This window comes from Nostocoides sp. HKS02 (genome assembly GCF_009707485.1).
Classification (GTDB): Bacteria; Actinomycetota; Actinomycetes; order Actinomycetales; family Dermatophilaceae; genus Pedococcus.
Map to the genome: position 1 here is coordinate 2,451,644 of NZ_CP046121.1, position 17,586 is coordinate 2,469,229.

Sequence of the window (17,586 nt, forward strand, 5' to 3'; positions counted from 1 at the left end):
CGGGCCCTATCGCTCGCGAGGGGTCGCTGGTTTCATGGACGGGTGGCCCCACCGGGCGTCCGGAACCGGGAGCCGCTGGCCTGCGTCGTGGTCAGGGGCGGTGGGGTCGCGGGCCTGGCCGACGCGGTGCATCGCCTCGCACCACCCCTGTCCGGCCCGGCGGTCGTGCTGGCGCGCCTGTGCCAACCCACGCCGGCCAGTGCTGCCGTGGTGCACGAGGTGGTCGACCTGCTCATCGAGGCGGGATGCGTCGAGGTGTCGGTCGGGTCCGCCCTCCTGGCCTACGACCGCGACCGGGGCCACCAGTCGGTCTATGACCTCGCCCAGCTGGCCGGGCTGCGCGGGCGCACGGAGCGGGGCCGGGCCTACGACCTGGTCGACCTCGGCGCCGAACTGGTGGAGGCGCCCGTGCCGCAGACCGCAGTCCTGCACGGACGGCCCGTGTCGTCGGTGTGGACGCACACGGCCACCCGAGTGGTGGTGGGCCGCGCCGTGACCGACCTCGTCGACGGGTATGCCGGGTGCCTGGCCACCCTGCTCGGCGCCGCGCAGGAGGTGGCTGGCGCCGAAGGTGCGGACGTGGCGGTCGACCTGCTGACCCACCTGCCCCCGACCTTCGTCGTGGTCGACGCGCTCCGGCCGAGCGTCGGCGCGGACGGGGCTCGACTCCCGGACCCCGTCGACAGCGGGATCCTCGTGGTGGGCACCGACGCCCTCGTGGCCGACTCGGCGCTGGCGGCGCTCCTCGGGGTGGACCGCTCGGCGTCCCGGCTCACCCAGCGGGCCGTCGAGCGACTCGGCTCCCCCGCGGGAGTGGTCGACGGCGAGCTGTCTGCCGTCGTCGGCGCCCGCAGTGCCCATCCGCTCGCCCGCGCGACCGCTCGTCAGGTGGCCTCCGACCCGCGATGGGAGCGGATGCTCAGCGCGGCAATCGGTGGCCCGGATCCGCAGGCGGCGCCCGCCGATCCTGTGCTGGGCACGATCCGGGGGCTGCTCACGCCACTCGTGGCCGCGGCGGACGATGCGGTCGGCCAGACCGCGCTCACGGCCGTGTTGGGAGCAGCCGCAGGGCTCCAGCTCGGCACCCAGGCCTGGTCCACCGGGTACGACAAGGGTGCGGTGGAGCACCGCGAGGCGCCCCTGGGGTTCGACCCCGCGGCATACCCGGGCGGTGACTACGACACGCTCCCCGAGTTCTTCGCACCGTTCGACGCGTTGCTCGACGCGCTGCCGACCAACGCCGAGGGCATGCGCTGGCGCCTCGTCGACGCCGCCACGGTGTTCGAGATGGGCCGCGAGCTCGCCGCCGACTTCGACGAGTTCGTGGCCCGCGTCGACGTGGCCGCGGGGATCAGCCTCATGGCTGACTACCTCGGTGGCCGCCGGGTCGCGGTGCCCGGGGGCGACGATCGCGAGGGCGGTCCTGCCACCGGACGGACCCGGCAGGCCGAGCGCAACCTGTACCTGCCCCAGCCGAACTACCTCGCCTGGTGGGGTGGGCAGCCGATCGATGTCTGCAAGATTGAGCTCGTCGAGCGACAGCCGGACTGGCACCGGTTGACGTGGCGAACCATCAACAGCCCCAACGGTTCTGCAACGTATGACGACGGGAGCCTGACCTTCACCAGAGCAGGCGCCGGGCCTGACGCGCGCACCCGGGTGGTGGTGCGCGGCCGACAGCTTGTTCAGCCTGCCGCCCGCGTGGGCGGGGGTAGATCTGGCCGCGGTGCCCGAGGTCCGGAACCCGTTGCTCGAGGAGGCCTACCGGCGCTTCTTCACGACGACGTTCGACAACCTCGAGGCGTGCTTCGAGGGGCGCGAGTTCCGGATCGGACGACCGCCTGCCGACCCCACCGAACCGCTGCTGACCCATGCGGCGGATCTGCTGCTCGGACTGGCCAGGGACTGGCTCAGCGGCGACGCGCGCGGGGACCACCGGTCCGCGGGCGACCACCCGGCCGAGACCGTCGACCCGCAGGGTTTCCGGCACGTCCGGGGCTCCCGGTGAAGATCGCCGTCACCGGCGCGACCGGCCTCGTCGGGGGTCAGGTCGTCCGGGCAGCCCTGGCGGCGGGGCACGACGTCCGGGCGATCACCCGCGACGCGTCGCGCGACCAGACGCTCCGGATCGGCGCCCACCAGGTCGAGCGCGTCGCCGCGGCCCTCACCGATCGCGCCGCCCTGGCGGCTGCCGTGGCCGGATGTGACGCACTGGTGCACTGCGCGGCCGTCTACGCCTTCGGTGCCGCGCGGGCCGACGAGATGGCCCGGGTCAACGCCGACGGCACCGGCACCGTCCTCGAGGCGGCAGCCGACGCCGGGGTTGAGCGCGCTGTCGTCACCTCCTCCTCGGTGACCTGCGGGTCGAGCAGCACTCCGCGGGCACGCAGCGAGACCGACCACCTCGGCGCCGAGCCCGTTCCGGCGTACTACGCGAGCAAGGTCGCCCAGGAGGAGGTGGCCCTGGAGACCGCCGAACGCCGCGGCATACCAGTGGTCGTCGCATTGCCCACCGTGATCCTCGGCGGCCCGTTCACGCGGCTCGCCCCCAGCAACGCCATCGTGCTGCGCTACCTGCTCGACCCGACGCGGAGTACGTACGCCGGCGGGTGCAACGTCGTGGATGCTCGCGACGTCGGCGCAGGACACCTGACCCTGCTCGAGCGGGGCGTCCCCGGCGAGCGCTACCTGCTGGGCGGCGAAGACCTCTCGTGGCGCATGCTGCACAGCATCGTGGCCGACCTCGCCGGACTCCCCGGGCCGTTCGCCGAGATGCCCGCGGGCAGCGCGTGGGCTGCCTCCGCGGCCGCGGAGCTCTGGGCTCGCGTCACCGGCACGGAGCCGCTCTCGACACGCGACGAGGCCCAGACCGTGGGCCGCTACTACTGGTACACCTCGGCGAAGGCCCACCAGCTGGGGTATGCCGCGCAGCCGGCCCGCGCGGCGGTCGCCTCGTCGCTGGCGTGGCTGGCGATCAGCGCCGACCTGCCCCGCTGGGCGCGCGAGGGGCTGCGGCTGCACGCGGAGGTGCGCGCAGCGAGGCCGCTGGTGCCCGCGCCGTTGGCCGACGAGGCCTCGGCGCCCGCCCCGGTCAGGACGCGACCTCCACGGTCACGTCCAGGGTCGCTTCGTCGCCCCCGCTGACCTCGACCGTGCCGAGGTAGCGCTCTCCGGGCTGCACCAGGTCGGCGGCCAGCTCGGCGGCCAGCTCGACCTGCTCCTCGCCGCCCGCGGGGATCGTCACCTGGTCCGGGTCGACCGTCAGTGCCACGGCGATCGCCGTGCCGCCGAGGTCACGAAGCTCGCTGGGGCGCAGGACGACCCGTCGGGTGCGCGGGTGCCGGTTGGCCACGGTGACGGACGCGCGGGCTGTCTCGCCGGGTGCGGCCCGCAGGGTCACGGCAAGCCGTCGCGCACCGCCGGGCTCGCCGCTGGCGGACCCCGTCGCGCCGCCCGATGAGCCGCCCTCCGCGTCGTCTGCGGTGGGTCCCCGCCGCCGGGCCTGGTCGCGACGTCCGGCTCGGGCGCCCGCTGCCGAGGTGTCGCTGATGATCCGGGCGGCAGTCCGGCTGCCGAGGGCCATCAGCTCCCCGGCGTAGTCCAGGCCGAGCGCCCCGACCTCGCGCCAGTAGCGCGCCCCCTCACGGCTCACGGCGTCGAGGTACGCGCGCCCGGTCGTGGTGCGGTCCACGTCACCGGCGAGGGTGGCGCGACCGAGCTCCAGCGACTGCCGCGCGAAGCTGGCCTGGGCCTGCAGCGCCTGGCGCGCCAGCTCCGTGATCCGGGTCAGCGTCTCGTCGGACGCTGGGGTGTGCTCACTCATCGGGACCTCCTCCTCAGCAGCAGCAGCCGCAGTCACAGCACGCGTCGACGGGATCGCACTGCGCCGGGCTCACCACCACGGCGACGCGTTGGGGCCGGCTGCACCCCTCGAAGCGCACGTCGGCATACGCGCTCACGCAGTCCTCCACATCGACCGTGCGGCGCCCCGTGGTGGCGCGCATGTCGCCGGCCTTCCCCTGGTCGGCCTTCTGCTCGGTGCCCGGATCAGCAGGCGTCGTGGGGTCGTTTCCCTCCTTCGCCCCCCGCACCGAGATGAGCAGCCGGACGACGCGGTCCTCGCAGGGCGCCAGCACGAGCTTCTCCTCCTCGAGCACGCCGCGGATCTCCAGTCCCTGCCCGCTGCACACGTGCCAGGGGCCGACGGCGAGCGTGACCTCGCGCTCCCTGCGCCAGTGGTTGGCCAGCCGGAACGGCACGATACGTACCTCGCCGGCACGCGCGTGCACCACCACGTCGGCCTCGGGCACACAGCAGTCACACCCGTCCCCACAGCACCCGCAGGCGTGGTCGTGGTGGTCGTGGTCATGGCGGTGGTGGTCGTGGTCGTGGTGGTCGTGGTGGCCGTGCTTCCCCGGGTGTGACTGCTGCATACCGGGCACCCCCGGTACCGGTGGCAGCGCGCCGGCCCACCCCTTCGACCACTGGTCCCACGCGGTGGTGGACTGGTCGACCCACTGCTGCATCGCCTGGGCCCAGCCGTCCCGGATCGTGGCGAGGTAGTCCGGTGCTGTGGTGACTGGCTTGGTGGGTGCTGTCGTGCTCATGACGGTGACTCCGATCCGGTGCGGGGAAGGATGATGACGTCGAGGTCGGCCAGCCCGACAGGGATGCTCGCCGTATGCCGGCGGGTCGGGTCGAGGCCGGCCGGCACCTCCAGGTGCGCGGTGGTGCTCACCTGGGTTGCCGCCGCCACGACCACGGCATCGTCCAGAGCGAGGGAGACGTCGGGGCCCGGCTCGGGCCCGCCGTCGTCGGTTCGGGCCCGGGCGAGCGCCGCCACCGTGACGTCCAGGTTGCCGTCGTTGGACACGACCAGGTCGATGGCCTGTCGCCCAGCTTCGGCGAGCACCCGGCGCGGGCTCACGTGCATCGACAGGTGCGGCTCGACCCTGACCACGGCGGCACGACGGGTCCCGCCGACCTCGACCTCGGCGGCATACTCACCCGGCGGCGTTCCGGGGGCGATCGCGAACGACACGGGCACGGTCGCCGTGGCGCCTGCGGGGATCAGCGCCGCGACGCCGCCGGGGACGACCGACTCGCCCTCGCGGTGCAGGGCGGCCGCACGGACCGCCACCTGCTGGCCCGCGGTGTTCTCGACCGTGACAGTGGTGCGGAGCTGGCTCGGCGGACCGGCCACGAGCAGCACCGGGCGTTCGTCAGCCGGGGTGGCGCGACCCTTGGGGGCGGCGGCCTTGCGGCGAGCGGTGGGCATCGCCGGCTCACCGGTCGATCATGACGGGACCGTGGTGCTCGGGCCGGATGTGCGTGCTCGTGCTGCCACGCACGGTGATCGCGAACAGCTCGAGCCCGAGCACGGACCAGCACCATTGCTGCTCGTACGGCGTCGAGACCTCCGTCGCGGGTGGCGGCGCGAGCTCGAGCCGGACACAGGTGTCCACCGCGACGGGTTTGAGGTCGACGCTGGACGTCGTGTCCACGCTCGAGGTCGAGTTCACGGTGGACGTCGTCGTCACCGGCTCCAGGGTGATCGTCGCGTCACTGTGCACGGTGTTCTCGCCGGCAAGGGTCGTCGTCAGGCCCCCGGCAAGGGTCGCGGTCTCACCCCCGGCCAGGGTGAGCTTCATGTCGTCGAGCCCGGTGAGGGTCGAGGTCACCCCGGCCGTGACATCGGAGTGCAGCGGTGATCCACCGTTGATCGTCGTGTCGATCGAGTAGTCGGCCATCAGGGCGCTCCTGCGGTGTCGGGTGGGTCGGGGCTGACGAGGTACGAGTGGTGGAAGCCCAGACGCGGGTCGCCCCAGGCGGCGAGCCGGCTGTCGAACTCCTGCAGCTCAGGCATGACCACCCGGTCGCGGATCTCGAGCGAGGGGTAGTCGTAGACGGTGATGTGGTTCTGGCCCCGGTTCGCGGTGAACAGGAGGGTCTGGTCGGCCGAGAGCTGGCACGCGTAGATGCCGTCGAGCAACGCGCCCCGGCTGACCCGCAGGGACTCGGCGAAGACGTGGGAGTTGCCGACGAACCCGGCCCGCATGAACGACTCGGTGAGGGTGGTGACCGACTGGCGGGTCAGCGCCCAGCTCTCGACCGCGCCGGGGTGCTCGTCGATGAGGCGGTGCTGGCTGAGGGTGAGCAGGTCGACGAAGACCACCGTGTGGCTGCCACCGGTGCAGAAGATGAGCTCCGAGTCGGAGATCGTCACGTCGGAGTTGATGTGGGCCGGCAGGTCCCGGTCGGCCGTCCAGTGGCGCAGCACCCGCCCCTCCTCGGCGTCGATCTCGAAGGCGTACTGCCGCAGCCACGCCATGCCCCAGTGCTCCCAGTCGGTGCGATCGGCGGGGCTGACGCGGAACGAGATCGCGTAGAAGACGTCCAGCACGGGGTGGCACACGACGTGCCAGCAGGTGGTGGGCAGCTCGACGCGGCGGACGTCCCCGGTGACGGTGTCGAGGATGCCGACCTCGCGGGCCTCGCCCCGGGTCGGGTGGTCCATCCCGCCGTAGACGATGTAGCGGCCGGATGCCGTGCGCTTCATGGCGTGCGGGATCTTCAGCCCGTGCGGCGCGACCTGCTCGGCCTTGGTGAGCCGGTTGAGGTCGAACTTCCACAGGTGCTCACCGATCGAGGTGACGAACTGCGTGTCGTCGAGCCAGACCAGGTGCGTGCTGCCCTTGATGGCCGTGTCCGGCACCTCGAAGCGCAGCGTGGAGATGCGGTCGGACTCCTCGAGGGTGGCCAGGTCGTAGAAGAGCAGGTGCTGGCCCGTGTTGCCGAGGAATCCGGTGCGCCGGCTCGGGTCGACGTTCGGGGCGTGCCCGCCCGAGGCGCCCGCGAAGTAGCTGACCTTGTAGGCGTGGTCGCCGGTGGCGGGGTCGTAGCGGAAGAGGCACACGCCCGCCCTGCCCTCGAGCCCGTTGAGGCCGTTGCCGTCGAGAGCGACGTGAAAGGCGTATGGATAGCTCCGCACCGGCACCCCCGGCCTGCTCGGTCACCCCGGTGGCCCTGACGGACCCCCGCATCACACGGTACCCAAGGCCCAACAGCCCCGATAGGGCCCAAGGGCGGTCCAGTGAAGCCATTCGTGTTCATCCACAAGGCTTTTGGGCGGCTACGAGGCGATTGTCGGGTTCCCCGCTCAGTTCTTCAGCTCGGGGAACTGGTCGTCCCGGTACTCCTCCGACAGCGACCTGCCCCCGTCGAAGGCATGCTGCTCGCGGTCACGCAGCTCGACCCGCCGGATCTTGCCCGAGATCGTCTTGGGCAGCTCGAAGAACTCCAGCCGGCGCACCCGCAGGTACGGCGCCAGGTGGGAACGCGCATACGCCAGGATCGACTTCGCGGTCTCGGCATCGGGCTCCCACCCCGGGGCAAGCGCGACGTACGCCTTGGGCACGGCCAGCCGGGTCGGGTCGGGCGCGGGCACGACGGCTGCCTCGGCGACCGCCGGGTGTTCGATGAGCACGCTCTCGAGCTCGAACGGCGAGACCTTGTAGTCGCTGGCCTTGAACACGTCGTCGGTGCGCCCGATGTAGGTGATGTAGCCGTCGGCGTCGCGCTGGGCCACGTCGCCGGTGTGGTAGAAACCGCCAGCCATCGCCTCGGCCTGGCGTTCGGGGTCGCCGAGGTAGCCCGTCATGAGGTTGACCGGATGCTGCGAGAGGTCGAGCACGATCTCACCCTCGTCGCCGGGCTCGCCGGTCAGCGGGTCGACGAGCGCGACCGGCACGCCCGGCATCGGGCGCCCCATCGAGCCCGGCTTGAGCGGCTCCCCGGCGATGTTGCCGATCTGCAGGGTCGTCTCGGTCTGGCCGTAGCCGTCGCGGATCGTGAGGCCCCACGCCCGCTCGACCTGCGTGATCACCTCGGGGTTGAGCGGCTCCCCGGCGGCCAGGAGCTCGCGCAGCTCGCCGCTGCCGCCGGTGAGGTCGGCCTGGATGAGCATGCGCCAGACCGTCGGCGGCGCGCAGAAGGTCGTGACGCCGACGCGCCGGATCTGGTCGAGCAGCGCCGCCGCGTCGAAGCGCGCGTAGTTGTAGACGAAGATCGTCGCCTCGGCGATCCACGGGGCGAAGAAGCACGACCACGCGTGCTTGGCCCAGCCTGGCGAGCTGATCGCGAGGTGGACGTCGCCCGGGCGCACCCCGATCCAGTACATCGTCGACAGGTGGCCCACCGGGTAGGACACCTGGGTGTGCTCGACGAGCTTGGGCTTGCTCGTCGTCCCCGAGGTGAAGTAGACGAGCAGCGGGTCGGCGGCTGCGGTGACCGTCTCGAACGCGCGGGGCTCGACCTCGTAGGCCTCCGCGTAGCTCGCCCAGCCCGGCGCGTCACCCACACTCACCTTGAGGTAGTCGCCGGGGACCTCGACGAACTTCGCGGCATCAGCCTCGTTGGCGACGACGACCCGCGCGCCACCGCGATCGACCCGGTCGCGCAGGTCGGCCGCCCCGAGCGCGGCGGTGGTGGGCATGATGACCGCGCCCAGCTTGGCGACCGCGAGCATGGTCTCCCACAGCTCGACCTGGTTGCCCAGCATGAGCAGCACCCGGTCGCCCTTGGCCACTCCGAGCTGGGACAGCCAGACGGCGACCTTGTCGGAGCGAGTGGCCATCGCGTCGAAGGTCACCTGCCGCTGCGAGCCGTCCTCCTCGACGATCCACAGTGCGACCCGGTCATTGCCGCGGGCGATCGCATCGAACCAGTCGACCGCCCAGTTGAACCGCTCCCCCACGTCGGGCCAGCCGAACTCCGCCACCGCCCGGTCGTGCTGGCCGGCCAGCGCCACGAGGGTGTCACGCGCCTCGCGGTATGCCGTCGTGCTCGCCTGGGTGCCGGAGGTGGACGTCGTGGTCATGACCCGACCCTGCTACGCCTGACCGAGGTCGGCAAGCAGCGACGTGAACCACTCGGCAGACACGTCGAAGGCCTTGCCGCCGCGGATCCGCTCGAACTCGATCGCCCGCAGCTCGTCGCCCCGTTCCTCGTCGTGGCCCACCACCCCGGACTCGCCCCGCAGAGCCGCGTCGACGGCATACGTCGAGCACTCCCTGATGAGCGCGAGGTCGGCGTCGTTGGCTGCGGCCGACCGCGAGAAGTACCCGCTCTTCTGGACGAGCACCTTGTCGGCGCCCAGCTCGTCGGCAAACTGCTTCGCGAACCACGCGCCAGGGTTGACCTTGTCGATCTGCACGTGGCCGAACGGGTCTCGGGGCACCTCGTGACCAGCCTGCTCCATGGCGGCCACGATCTCGGCAACCCCGGCGCCCTCGGACAGGAAGATGTTCACGCCGTCGAACTCGTCCATCACCGCGCGCAGCCGCTTGGCCTCGTCGGCGATGTCGAACGGCCGCTCCGGCACGAAGACGGCGTGCACGTCCCAGTGCTTGGGTGAGTTCTCGAGCCAGCCGGCGAACTCCTGCGCCTGCACCCACTGGTGGTGGGCCACGGCTGTGGCTGCGGTCAGCCACCCGCAGTTGCGCCCCATCACCTCGTGCACGACGAGCATCCGCGGGTTGGACGAGTGCTCGGCGAGGATGTTGCGGGCGAACACCGCACCCTGCTCGGCCGCCGTCCAGGCGCCCAGTGACTGCCGGATCGGCACGACGTCGTTGTCGATGGTCTTGGGCAGGCCGACCACGGTGAGCTCGTAGCCGTGGTCACGCAGGTACGCCGCGAGGTCGGCGGCCGTGCCGTTCGTGTCGTCGCCCCCGATGGTGTGGAGCACGTCGACACCATCGCGGGTGAGCTGCTCGGCCGCCACGTGGAGCGGGTTCTGCCCCTCGCGCACCAGGCCCCGCTTGACGCAGTCCTCGACGTTGGTCAGCTTGACCCTGCTGTTGCCGATCGGGCTGCCGCCGAACCGGTGCAGCAGGTGTGCCTTGGCCCGCACCGCGTCGTCGACCTCGACCGAGTCGCCGGTGAGGAGCCCGGCATACCCGTTGCGGTAGGCGAGGATTCGCACGTCGGGGGCGGTGTCGGTGTATCGCTCGATCAGGCCAGCGACGGCCGAGGACAGGCAGGGGGCGAGGCCCCCGGCGGTCAGCATCGCGACGGTGCGCACAGTCATGGCGCCCACTCTGCCAACTCTGCCCGGCTCCGGCCAGAGCAGCTCAGCTGATCGACATCACGGCACCGGCGCGCTCCCACCGCATGACGGCCAGCAGCGCCCCGGTCGGCAGTGAGACACAGCCTGCGGTGCCGCCGCCGGTGTCGACGTGGAAGAAGATCGCCGAACCGCGTCCGGGGGTGCGCGCCTCGTTGTAGCCGATGACCTGGGCGTAGGTGTATGCCGGGGTCTTGAGCAGGTTCTCGGCCGAGGACCAGCGTCCGTTCGCTGGCTTGCGCTGGTGGGTGTTGTAGAGGCTCGAGGCACTGTCGTCCACCCAGACGTCGTTGCTGTCCACGGTGAACCACCCTTGCGGCAGACCAGGGTTCGCGTAGACCCCGAAGCCGCCGCGTAGGGGGTACGTGCCGCCCGGCGTGGTGAGGTCACCCTCGTGCTTGGACCAGCTGACCCCGTTGATCCCGACGTGGCCGTAGTAGGGCCCGAGCGCCAGGACGTAGCCCGCCGACGTGCGCCGGCACGCGCGCACCGTGGCACGCGAGCCGGACCCCCTGACGACCACGACCTGGCTCGCCGAAACGCCTGCTGGCACCGAGCACGCGAGCTGGACCGGCGCCGCCGGCTTCGGTGCGGGGGCCGGACTCGGACGCGGCTTGGGGCGCGGCAGGGGGATCAGCCGCGAGGTCGGCGTGGGGGTGTGCGTGGGCGGGCGCGTCGTCGAGGTCGTGCTGGTCGTGGGGCTGGTCGTCGTGGCGGTCGTCGTGGTGGAGGCCGACGTCGAGCTCGTGGGCGCCGACGTCGGAGCGGCTGCCGGGGCACCCCCGCAGGCGGCCAGCAGCGTCACAGTCAGCAGTCCGGCGGCATACGGCCAGCGGCGGGTGGCGCTCATCGCTCGAAGTGCTGGTAGTCGGGATGGGACCACGAGCCGCCCCAGCGCAGCCCCTGGCTGGTGAAGGCGCCGACCGCGCTGCCGCCACCGGTGAAGACGCCCGGCGCGGGTGCTCGGCGCAGGAAGTAGGTGTCGGGGTAGACCGTGCCGTTGTCGGCGACATAGGGGTTCTCGAAGTCGTTGACGTCGATCGCCGTGCCGTAGGCGTGCTTGCTGTAGACCTTGCTCGCCTCCTGGCCGCCGACGTAGCGGCAGTTGAAGGCCGAGGTGTTGTCGGCGTTCATGGCGGCGTAGTCGTTGGCGCCAGGCCCCTTGGGGTTCCTGCCCCAGCCGGAGTCCATCGGCTTCATCTGGCGGATGCGGAACTGCAGGGCGTAGAGCCGGGTGAAGGCGGCTGCGGTGGCGCCGGCGATCGAGGCGTTGACCACGACGCCGCCCCGTGAACGCACACCGTCGAACCCCCAGAAGTTCACCCGGACATACCGCAGCTGCGAACGGCCGACCGGGCACCCGGCGGTCCACGAGTAGCCCACCATGCGGTTCCAGAGGGCGTCGGGCACCGGCGCGACCGACGCGTTCGCGCCGCTACCCACCGCGGGCTCGTTGCGCGGGAAGCGCACCGTGGGTTCGGCGCCGGCTCGGGGCACCGGTGAGAGCGCCGCGGCGGCTGGTGGCGGGGGCTGCGTCGCGGCGGTATGCCGCGTGGGGGCGGTCGTCATGCGGGTCCTAGGCGTGGTGCTGGGCCGCGCAGAGGTGGTGGCGCTGGGTGCCGTGCTGCTGCTCGTGCTGCTGGACGTGGCGGTGGACGCGGTGGCGCTCGGCGTCAGGGTGGCCTTGGCGGGTCCGCCGACCGGCGATGCACCGCCGCCGCAGCCGGAGGCGACGAGGACGGCGAGAAGGGGCACGGCATACGCACGACGAACACTCATGGGGGCACCACTGTGCCCACAATCCGGCCCGATCTCCAAGTTCGCGCCCTGATGGTGGACGTCGCGCTGGGCCGACGTCAGCTGCAGGGGCGGGCGACCGTCGGCACGATCGGCTTGGGCCGCGCGGGCAGCGGTGGGACGTTCGCGAGGTCGGCGAGGCCGGTGTAGGCGTTGCCGATCACGAGGTCGACACCGGTGCCGGCCCGGCCGTCCTTGACCAGCTGCGCCCCGGGCACGTGACCCTGGAGCAGGGCTGCGGCGAGGTCACCCTCCTCGCCGTAGCGGATGATGGCGGTGCCCAGCTGCAGCGTGCGCTGCGGGTCGTTGGCGACCTCCTTGATCCGGAAGCCTCGGGCCCCGAGCGCGGTGGCGACGGTCTTGGCCATGCCGGTCTTGTACGTCGTGTTGTAGACGTTGACCGTGACCTCGCTCGGGATCGGCTTGAGCCGATCGGGCACCGGCACCATGGTCTGGTAGCCGATGCCCACGACGACATCGACCGACGTGCCGGGGCGCCCGTCCTCGAACAGCTTGGCGCCGGGGATCTGAGAGGCCGTGAGCAGCGCCTGGTCCAGCCCGGCCGGTCCGTGGTGGACCACCGCGGTCTGCGTCACGTACCAGGACTCGGGGGCGTTGCTGATGCCCCCGACGACGAACTTGCGCTTGACCAGACCGACGGCAACCTGACCGGCGACCCCGTCCCGGCCGGTGGCGTTCATGACGTTCACGGTGAACGAGCCCCGGGCGGGCGCCGGCACGACCACGGGCTTGCAGGCAGCGGGCGGGGCGGGCGGCGTCATCCACCCAGCCGAGTAGGCGGCGGTCAGGCTGGCGGTCCCGAGCAGGACACCGGGGATGGTGACGAACAGGACGATCTGACGGAGCCGGTGCTTGCGCCAGACCTGGGTCGAGCTGAGGTTGTCGTCGTCCATGGTGACCCCCTGGGTATGCCGCGTGCCTGAGTCACAATCGTCACACCAGTCACATCCGTACCACGTCAAGCGACACGCGGTCGCACGCGTTCGTCACCGACCTGTAATGCGGCCTGTGGTCTGGCCTGTGCGGCGTGACCTAGGTCGATACGAGGTCGCGGGCCACGAGCTCGGCGACCTGCACCATGTTGAGCGCCGCGCCCTTGCGCAGGTTGTCGCCACAGATGAAGAAGTCGAGGGTGTTGGGGAAGTCGAGTGCTTGTCGGAGCCGCCCGGCGAACCGCGGGTCGGAGCCCACGATGTCCGACGGCGTCGGGAACTCCAGGTGTTCCGGGTCGTCGAGCACGACGACCGCCGGGGCCTCGATGAGCGCCTGACGGGCCTGGTCGACGTCCACCCGGCGGGCGAAGGTCGCGTGCACGGCGACGGAATGCGTGGTGATCACGGGGACGCGCACGCACGTGGCCGACACCCGCAGGTTCGGCAGGCCGAGCACCTTGCGGGTCTCGTTGCGGATCTTCAGCTCCTCGGAGGTCCACCCACCTTCGGCCGGCGAGCCGATCCAGGGCACGACGTTGAGGGCGAGCGGGGCGGGGAAGGGCGACTCGGCGCCCAGCTCGTGCTCGATGAGGCGCCGGACGTCGCCGGCCTGGTGCCCGAGCTCACGGTGGCCGCCGACGACCTCGAGCTCGTCGTACAGCCGCGCCATGCCGACCCGGCCCGCCCCGGACGCGGCCTGGTAGGACGCGACGACGAGCTCGGTCAGCTCCCAGCCGGCGTGCAGGACTCCGAGGGCGTCGATCATGGTCAGGGTCGTGGCGCCGGGGTTGGCGATGATGCCCTTGGGACGGTTGCGGATCTGGGCCGGGTTGACCTCGGGCACCACCAAGGGCACGTCGGGGTCGCAGCGCAGCGCCGAGCTGTTGTCGATGACCACCGCGCCGCGTCCGGCCGCGATGGGCGCCCAGTGCGCGGCAAGGCTCGCGGGCAGGTCGATCAGCGCGATGGCGACGCCGTCGAAGAACTCGGCGGTCAGCTCCTGGACGACGAGGTTGCGACCGCAGACGGTCAGCGGGGTGCCGGCATCCTCGTGTGCGGCAGCGGCGCGGATCTCACCCCAGATGTCGGCGCGCATGGAGAGGGACCTGCTGCGTCACCCGCCCCACGGCCCCCGTTGCGCCCACGAGGGCCAACGTGGGCCGCGGTGCACGCGACGCCACGGAGGTCACCGTCCGGTGCCTCCGTAGACCACGGCTTCGCCTTCCGAGGAGTCGAGCCCGAAGGCGGTGTGCACCGCGCGGACGGCGTCGTCGAGCACGTCGGCGCGGGTCACCACGGAGATGCGGATCTCGGACGTGGAGATCATCTCGATGTTCACGCCGGTGTCGGCGAGGGCCTTGAAGAAGGTCGCCGAGACCCCCGGGTGCGAGCGCATCCCGGCGCCGACGAGGGACAGCTTGCCGATCTGGTCGTCGTACTGGATCGACGCGAACCCCACCGACTCCTGCACCTTCTTCAGGGCGTGGACGCCGATCTGGCCGTCGGTCTTGGGGCACGTGAACGAGATGTCGGTCAGACCGGTGGCGGTCGCCGAGACGTTCTGGACGATCATGTCGATGTTGATCTCGGCGTCGGCGCAGGTCTGGAAGATCGCGGCGGCCATGCCCGGGTGGTCCGGCACGCCGACGACGGTGATCTTGGCCTCGCTGCGGTCATGGGCGACACCGGCGATGATCGGGGCTTCCACGGTGTCTCCTTCGGTGGTGTCCGTGACGATGGTGCCCTCCTTCGCTGAGAAGGAGCTGCGGACGTGGATGGGGATGTTGAACCGTCGGGCGTACTCGACGCTGCGCAGGTGGAGCACCTTCGAACCCGAGGCGGCGAGCTCGAGCATCTCCTCGTTGGAGATGCGCGCCAGCTTCTTCGCGGCGGGGACGATGCGCGGGTCGGCGGTGAACACACCATCGACGTCGGTGTAGATCTCGCAGACCTCGGCGTTGAGCGCCGCGGCGAGGGCGACGGCCGTCGTGTCGGTCCCCCCGCGACCCAGGGTGGTGATCTCCTTGGTGTCCTGGCTGACGCCCTGGAAGCCGGCCACGATGACGATGTGGCCCTTGTCGAGAGCATCGGTGACCCGGCCAGGCGTCACGTCGATGATCCGCGCCCTGCCGTGGGTCGAGTCGGTGATCACGCCGGCCTGGCTGCCGGTGAAGGAGCGCACGGTGTAGCCGAGGTCGGCGATGGCCATGGCCACGAGGGCCATCGAGATCCGCTCGCCCGCCGTGAGCAGCATGTCCATCTCGCGCGGCGGGGGCTGCGGGCTCACGTCGTTGGCGAGGTCGAGCAGCTCGTCGGTGCTGTCGCCCATCGCCGAGACGGCGACGCACACGTCGTTGCCGGCCTTCTTGGCCTCCACGATGCGGCGGGCCACGCGCTTGATGCTCGCGGCATCGGCCAGCGATGAGCCGCCGTACTTCTGGACGACGATCGGCACAGTGATACTCCCGGACGGTGCAGGGGGTGCGGAGCGGCCAGTCTAACCGCCGTCCTCATCGTGGGACCGCCGTGCCGTATGCCGGACGACCACCACAGCCACGACGGCCACCACGGCGACCACGCGCGGAACGGTGCGGCTCTGGACCGCGTCAAAGCACCATCGCCGTCGGCCGGGGAAAGGTAGCCTCAGCCATGACCATCGAGGTTCAGGGGGTGCGTCGCGCGTTCGGCGACGTCCTCGCGGTCGACAGCATCAGCCTCACCGCCCGCCCGGGCGAGGTGACCGCGCTCATCGGCCCCAACGGATCGGGCAAGACCACGCTCCTGCTCATGCTGGCGACGCTGCTCGTCCCCGACCAGGGGACGATCCGGGTCGCAGGGCTCGACCCCGTGACGCAGCACGCCCAGGTCCGCGCACAGATCGGCTGGATGCCCGACGGGTTCGGCACCTGGGACGCGCTGACAGTACGCGAGGTCCTGCACACCGTCGCCGCGGCATACCGGATGCCGGCCGATCGGGCCCGCGCACGCACGGACGAGCTGCTCCACACCGTCCACCTCGCAGACCTCGCCGACCGCCGGGCCCGCGTGTTGTCGCGAGGGCAGAAGCAACGGCTGGGGCTGGCCCGCGCCCTCATCAACGACCCCCACGTCCTGCTCCTCGACGAGCCCGCGTCCGGGCTCGACCCACGAAGCCGGATCGAGCTGCGCGATGTGCTGAGATCCCTTGCAGCGCAAGGCAAGACGATCCTGGTGAGCAGTCACATCCTGACTGAGCTCCAGGAGGTCGCCGACCGGGCGGTCATCGTCGCCCGTGGTCGCACCATCGAGACCCAGAACCTTGACGCCGACTTCGTGTCCACCGCGTCGGCCTCCTGGCGAATCGACTCCCTCGACGGCGATCGGCTGGCGACGTGGCTCGCGGAGCACCACGTGCCTGCGACGAGGGTCGGCGGCGGGCTCACTGAGGTCGAGGTCGCGGGCGAGGAGAACGCCGCCCGGCTGCTCGCCGACCTGGTGCGTGACGGCATCCGCATCACCGCCTTCGGGCCGAGCCAGGGCGCCCTCGAGTCCGCCTACCTCGCCGCGACGCAGGACCGGCGATGAGCTGGCACGGCATCAGGACGATCGCGGCCCTCGAGCTCCGCCAACGGGTTCGCACCTCGCGGTGGCCGATCGTGCTTGCGGTGTGGCTGGTCGTCATCGCCCTCGTGACCTTCCTGGCGTACTACGCGACGAACGACCCACAGCTGCGCTCGGGGCAGGCGATGTACGACATCGTCATCTTCTTCGTGCTCGGCCTCGCCATGCTCATCGTGCCGTCCCTCACCGCCACCTCGGTCAACGGCGATCGCGAGCACGGGGTGCTGGCGACACTGCAGACGACGCTCCTGACAGCGTGGGACATCGCACTCGGCAAGCTGCTCTCGGCGTGGGTGATCGCCCTGACCTTCCTCGCGACGTCGCTGCCGTTCCTCGCGTGGGCCTGGTTCCAGGGGGGCATCTCGGCGGGCCGCATCGTGCTCTCGCTCGTCGTCCTCGTGCTCGTCCTCGGAGCCGTCTGCGCCTTCGGGCTGATGTTCTCCACCCTGACGGCGCGGCCCGTCGCCTCCGCGGTCCTCACCTACCTCACCATCGGTGCGTTGGTCTTCGGCACGACGATCGGGTTCGGGCTCAGCGTGTTCCTCGTGACCCAGCAGGAGTCCCAGCAGGTCTACGGCCTGCCCGACAACTGGTACGAGCTGCACCAACCCCCGACACCCACACCGGGCACCGAGCTCACCCCCCAGCAGCAGGACCAGCTCAAGCTCGCGACCGAGCCCACCACGGCCGACTGCACGCACTTCACCCGCCAGCAGCCGGTCTCCCACACCGAGCGCATCTGGTGGATGCTGCCGCTCAACCCCTTCGTCGTGGTGGCCGATGCCGCGCCGTCCGAACCGCGCTCAGCCGCCGACCCGTATGCCGCGGGCTTCACGCCGATGCGCTGGATCAGCGCGGGGGTGCGGCTCGCGCGCAAGGGTCCGGACTCGGTCGTCGACGAGTGCCAGTTCCGGGTGGCGACCGGTGCGGTCAGCGCGCCCGCTGACCCGTTGTCCACGGCGCTGAAGTCGCCCCCGGTGTGGCCCTACGGGCTGGGTTTCCTGCTGCTGGCCGGCGTGGGCTCCGTGGTGGTGGCTGGGCGACGCCTGCGGACCCCGGTCCGTCGCCTGCCGAACGGCACGCGGATCGCGTAGCCGGGCGGCATCCGCG

Annotated in this window: 15 protein-coding genes; 3 read left to right on the forward strand and 12 right to left on the reverse strand. The window is 71.5% G+C overall.

Annotation, left to right across the window (positions count from 1 at the left end):
* Window positions 1–42: 42 nt before the first annotated feature.
* Window positions 43–3,144: an NAD-dependent epimerase/dehydratase family protein gene (locus GKE56_RS11800; RefSeq protein WP_154684707.1), complete on the forward strand. Its 3,102-nt coding sequence runs from the start codon at window positions 43–45 to the stop codon at window positions 3,142–3,144.
* Here the strand turns inward: GKE56_RS11800 and GKE56_RS11805 are convergent.
* The 12 genes from GKE56_RS11805 to GKE56_RS11860 all read right to left on the reverse strand — a co-directional run bounded on the left by GKE56_RS11805 (window position 3,092) and on the right by GKE56_RS11860 (window position 15,331).
* Window positions 3,092–3,823, reverse strand: coding sequence for a hypothetical protein (locus tag GKE56_RS11805; protein WP_154684708.1), 732 nt, complete (start codon window positions 3,821–3,823; stop codon window positions 3,092–3,094). The two genes, GKE56_RS11800 and GKE56_RS11805, sit on opposite strands and share 53 nt — an antisense overlap.
* Before the next feature lie 13 nt (window positions 3,824–3,836).
* Complete coding sequence (locus tag GKE56_RS16915; protein WP_195908094.1) at window positions 3,837–4,607, reverse strand: hypothetical protein; 771 nt, start codon at window positions 4,605–4,607, stop codon at window positions 3,837–3,839.
* Window positions 4,604–5,278 (reverse strand): hypothetical protein, encoded by a 675-nt coding sequence (locus tag GKE56_RS11815; RefSeq protein WP_154684709.1) that lies wholly within the window; start codon window positions 5,276–5,278, stop codon window positions 4,604–4,606. The genes GKE56_RS16915 and GKE56_RS11815 overlap by 4 nt, the downstream gene beginning before the upstream one ends.
* A gap of 7 nt (window positions 5,279–5,285) precedes the next feature.
* Window positions 5,286–5,750, reverse strand: a complete 465-nt coding sequence (locus GKE56_RS11820) for a hypothetical protein (RefSeq protein ID WP_154684710.1) — start codon at window positions 5,748–5,750, stop codon at window positions 5,286–5,288.
* Window positions 5,750–6,997 (reverse strand): hypothetical protein, encoded by a 1,248-nt coding sequence (locus tag GKE56_RS11825; protein WP_230208927.1) that lies wholly within the window; start codon window positions 6,995–6,997, stop codon window positions 5,750–5,752. Before GKE56_RS11825 ends, GKE56_RS11820 begins: the two co-directional genes overlap by 1 nt.
* A 162-nt stretch (window positions 6,998–7,159) precedes the next feature.
* On the reverse strand, window positions 7,160–8,878 hold the full coding sequence (locus GKE56_RS11830) for an AMP-binding protein (RefSeq protein WP_154684712.1): 1,719 nt from the start codon (window positions 8,876–8,878) through the stop codon (window positions 7,160–7,162).
* 12 nt (window positions 8,879–8,890) lie between these two features.
* Window positions 8,891–10,090, reverse strand: a complete 1,200-nt coding sequence (locus tag GKE56_RS11835; protein WP_154684713.1) for a pyrophosphate--fructose-6-phosphate 1-phosphotransferase — start codon at window positions 10,088–10,090, stop codon at window positions 8,891–8,893.
* A gap of 43 nt (window positions 10,091–10,133) precedes the next feature.
* On the reverse strand, window positions 10,134–10,976 hold the full coding sequence (locus GKE56_RS11840) for a L,D-transpeptidase (RefSeq protein ID WP_154684714.1): 843 nt from the start codon (window positions 10,974–10,976) through the stop codon (window positions 10,134–10,136).
* Window positions 10,973–11,905, reverse strand: a complete 933-nt coding sequence (locus GKE56_RS11845) for a M15 family metallopeptidase (protein WP_154684715.1) — start codon at window positions 11,903–11,905, stop codon at window positions 10,973–10,975. Before GKE56_RS11845 ends, GKE56_RS11840 begins: the two co-directional genes overlap by 4 nt.
* A gap of 77 nt (window positions 11,906–11,982) precedes the next feature.
* The gene (locus GKE56_RS11850; protein WP_154684716.1) at window positions 11,983–12,837 is read right to left on the reverse strand and encodes a LytR C-terminal domain-containing protein; all 855 of its coding nucleotides are present in this window, start codon (window positions 12,835–12,837) and stop codon (window positions 11,983–11,985) included.
* Between the two features lie 139 nt (window positions 12,838–12,976).
* A complete protein-coding gene (locus tag GKE56_RS11855; RefSeq protein WP_154684717.1) occupies window positions 12,977–13,972 on the reverse strand; it encodes an aspartate-semialdehyde dehydrogenase in 996 nt (331 codons plus the stop codon).
* Window positions 13,973–14,062: 90 nt separating this feature from the next.
* Window positions 14,063–15,331, reverse strand: a complete 1,269-nt coding sequence (locus GKE56_RS11860) for an aspartate kinase (protein ID WP_154684718.1) — start codon at window positions 15,329–15,331, stop codon at window positions 14,063–14,065.
* 194 nt (window positions 15,332–15,525) lie between these two features.
* Between GKE56_RS11860 and GKE56_RS11865 the strand changes: the two genes are divergently transcribed.
* Together GKE56_RS11865 and GKE56_RS11870 are read left to right on the forward strand one after the other, a co-directional pair.
* A complete protein-coding gene (locus GKE56_RS11865; protein WP_154684719.1) occupies window positions 15,526–16,440 on the forward strand; it encodes an ABC transporter ATP-binding protein in 915 nt (304 codons plus the stop codon).
* The gene (locus GKE56_RS11870; protein ID WP_154684720.1) at window positions 16,437–17,570 is read left to right on the forward strand and encodes an ABC transporter permease; all 1,134 of its coding nucleotides are present in this window, start codon (window positions 16,437–16,439) and stop codon (window positions 17,568–17,570) included. Before GKE56_RS11865 ends, GKE56_RS11870 begins: the two co-directional genes overlap by 4 nt.
* Window positions 17,571–17,586: the final 16 nt, after the last annotated feature.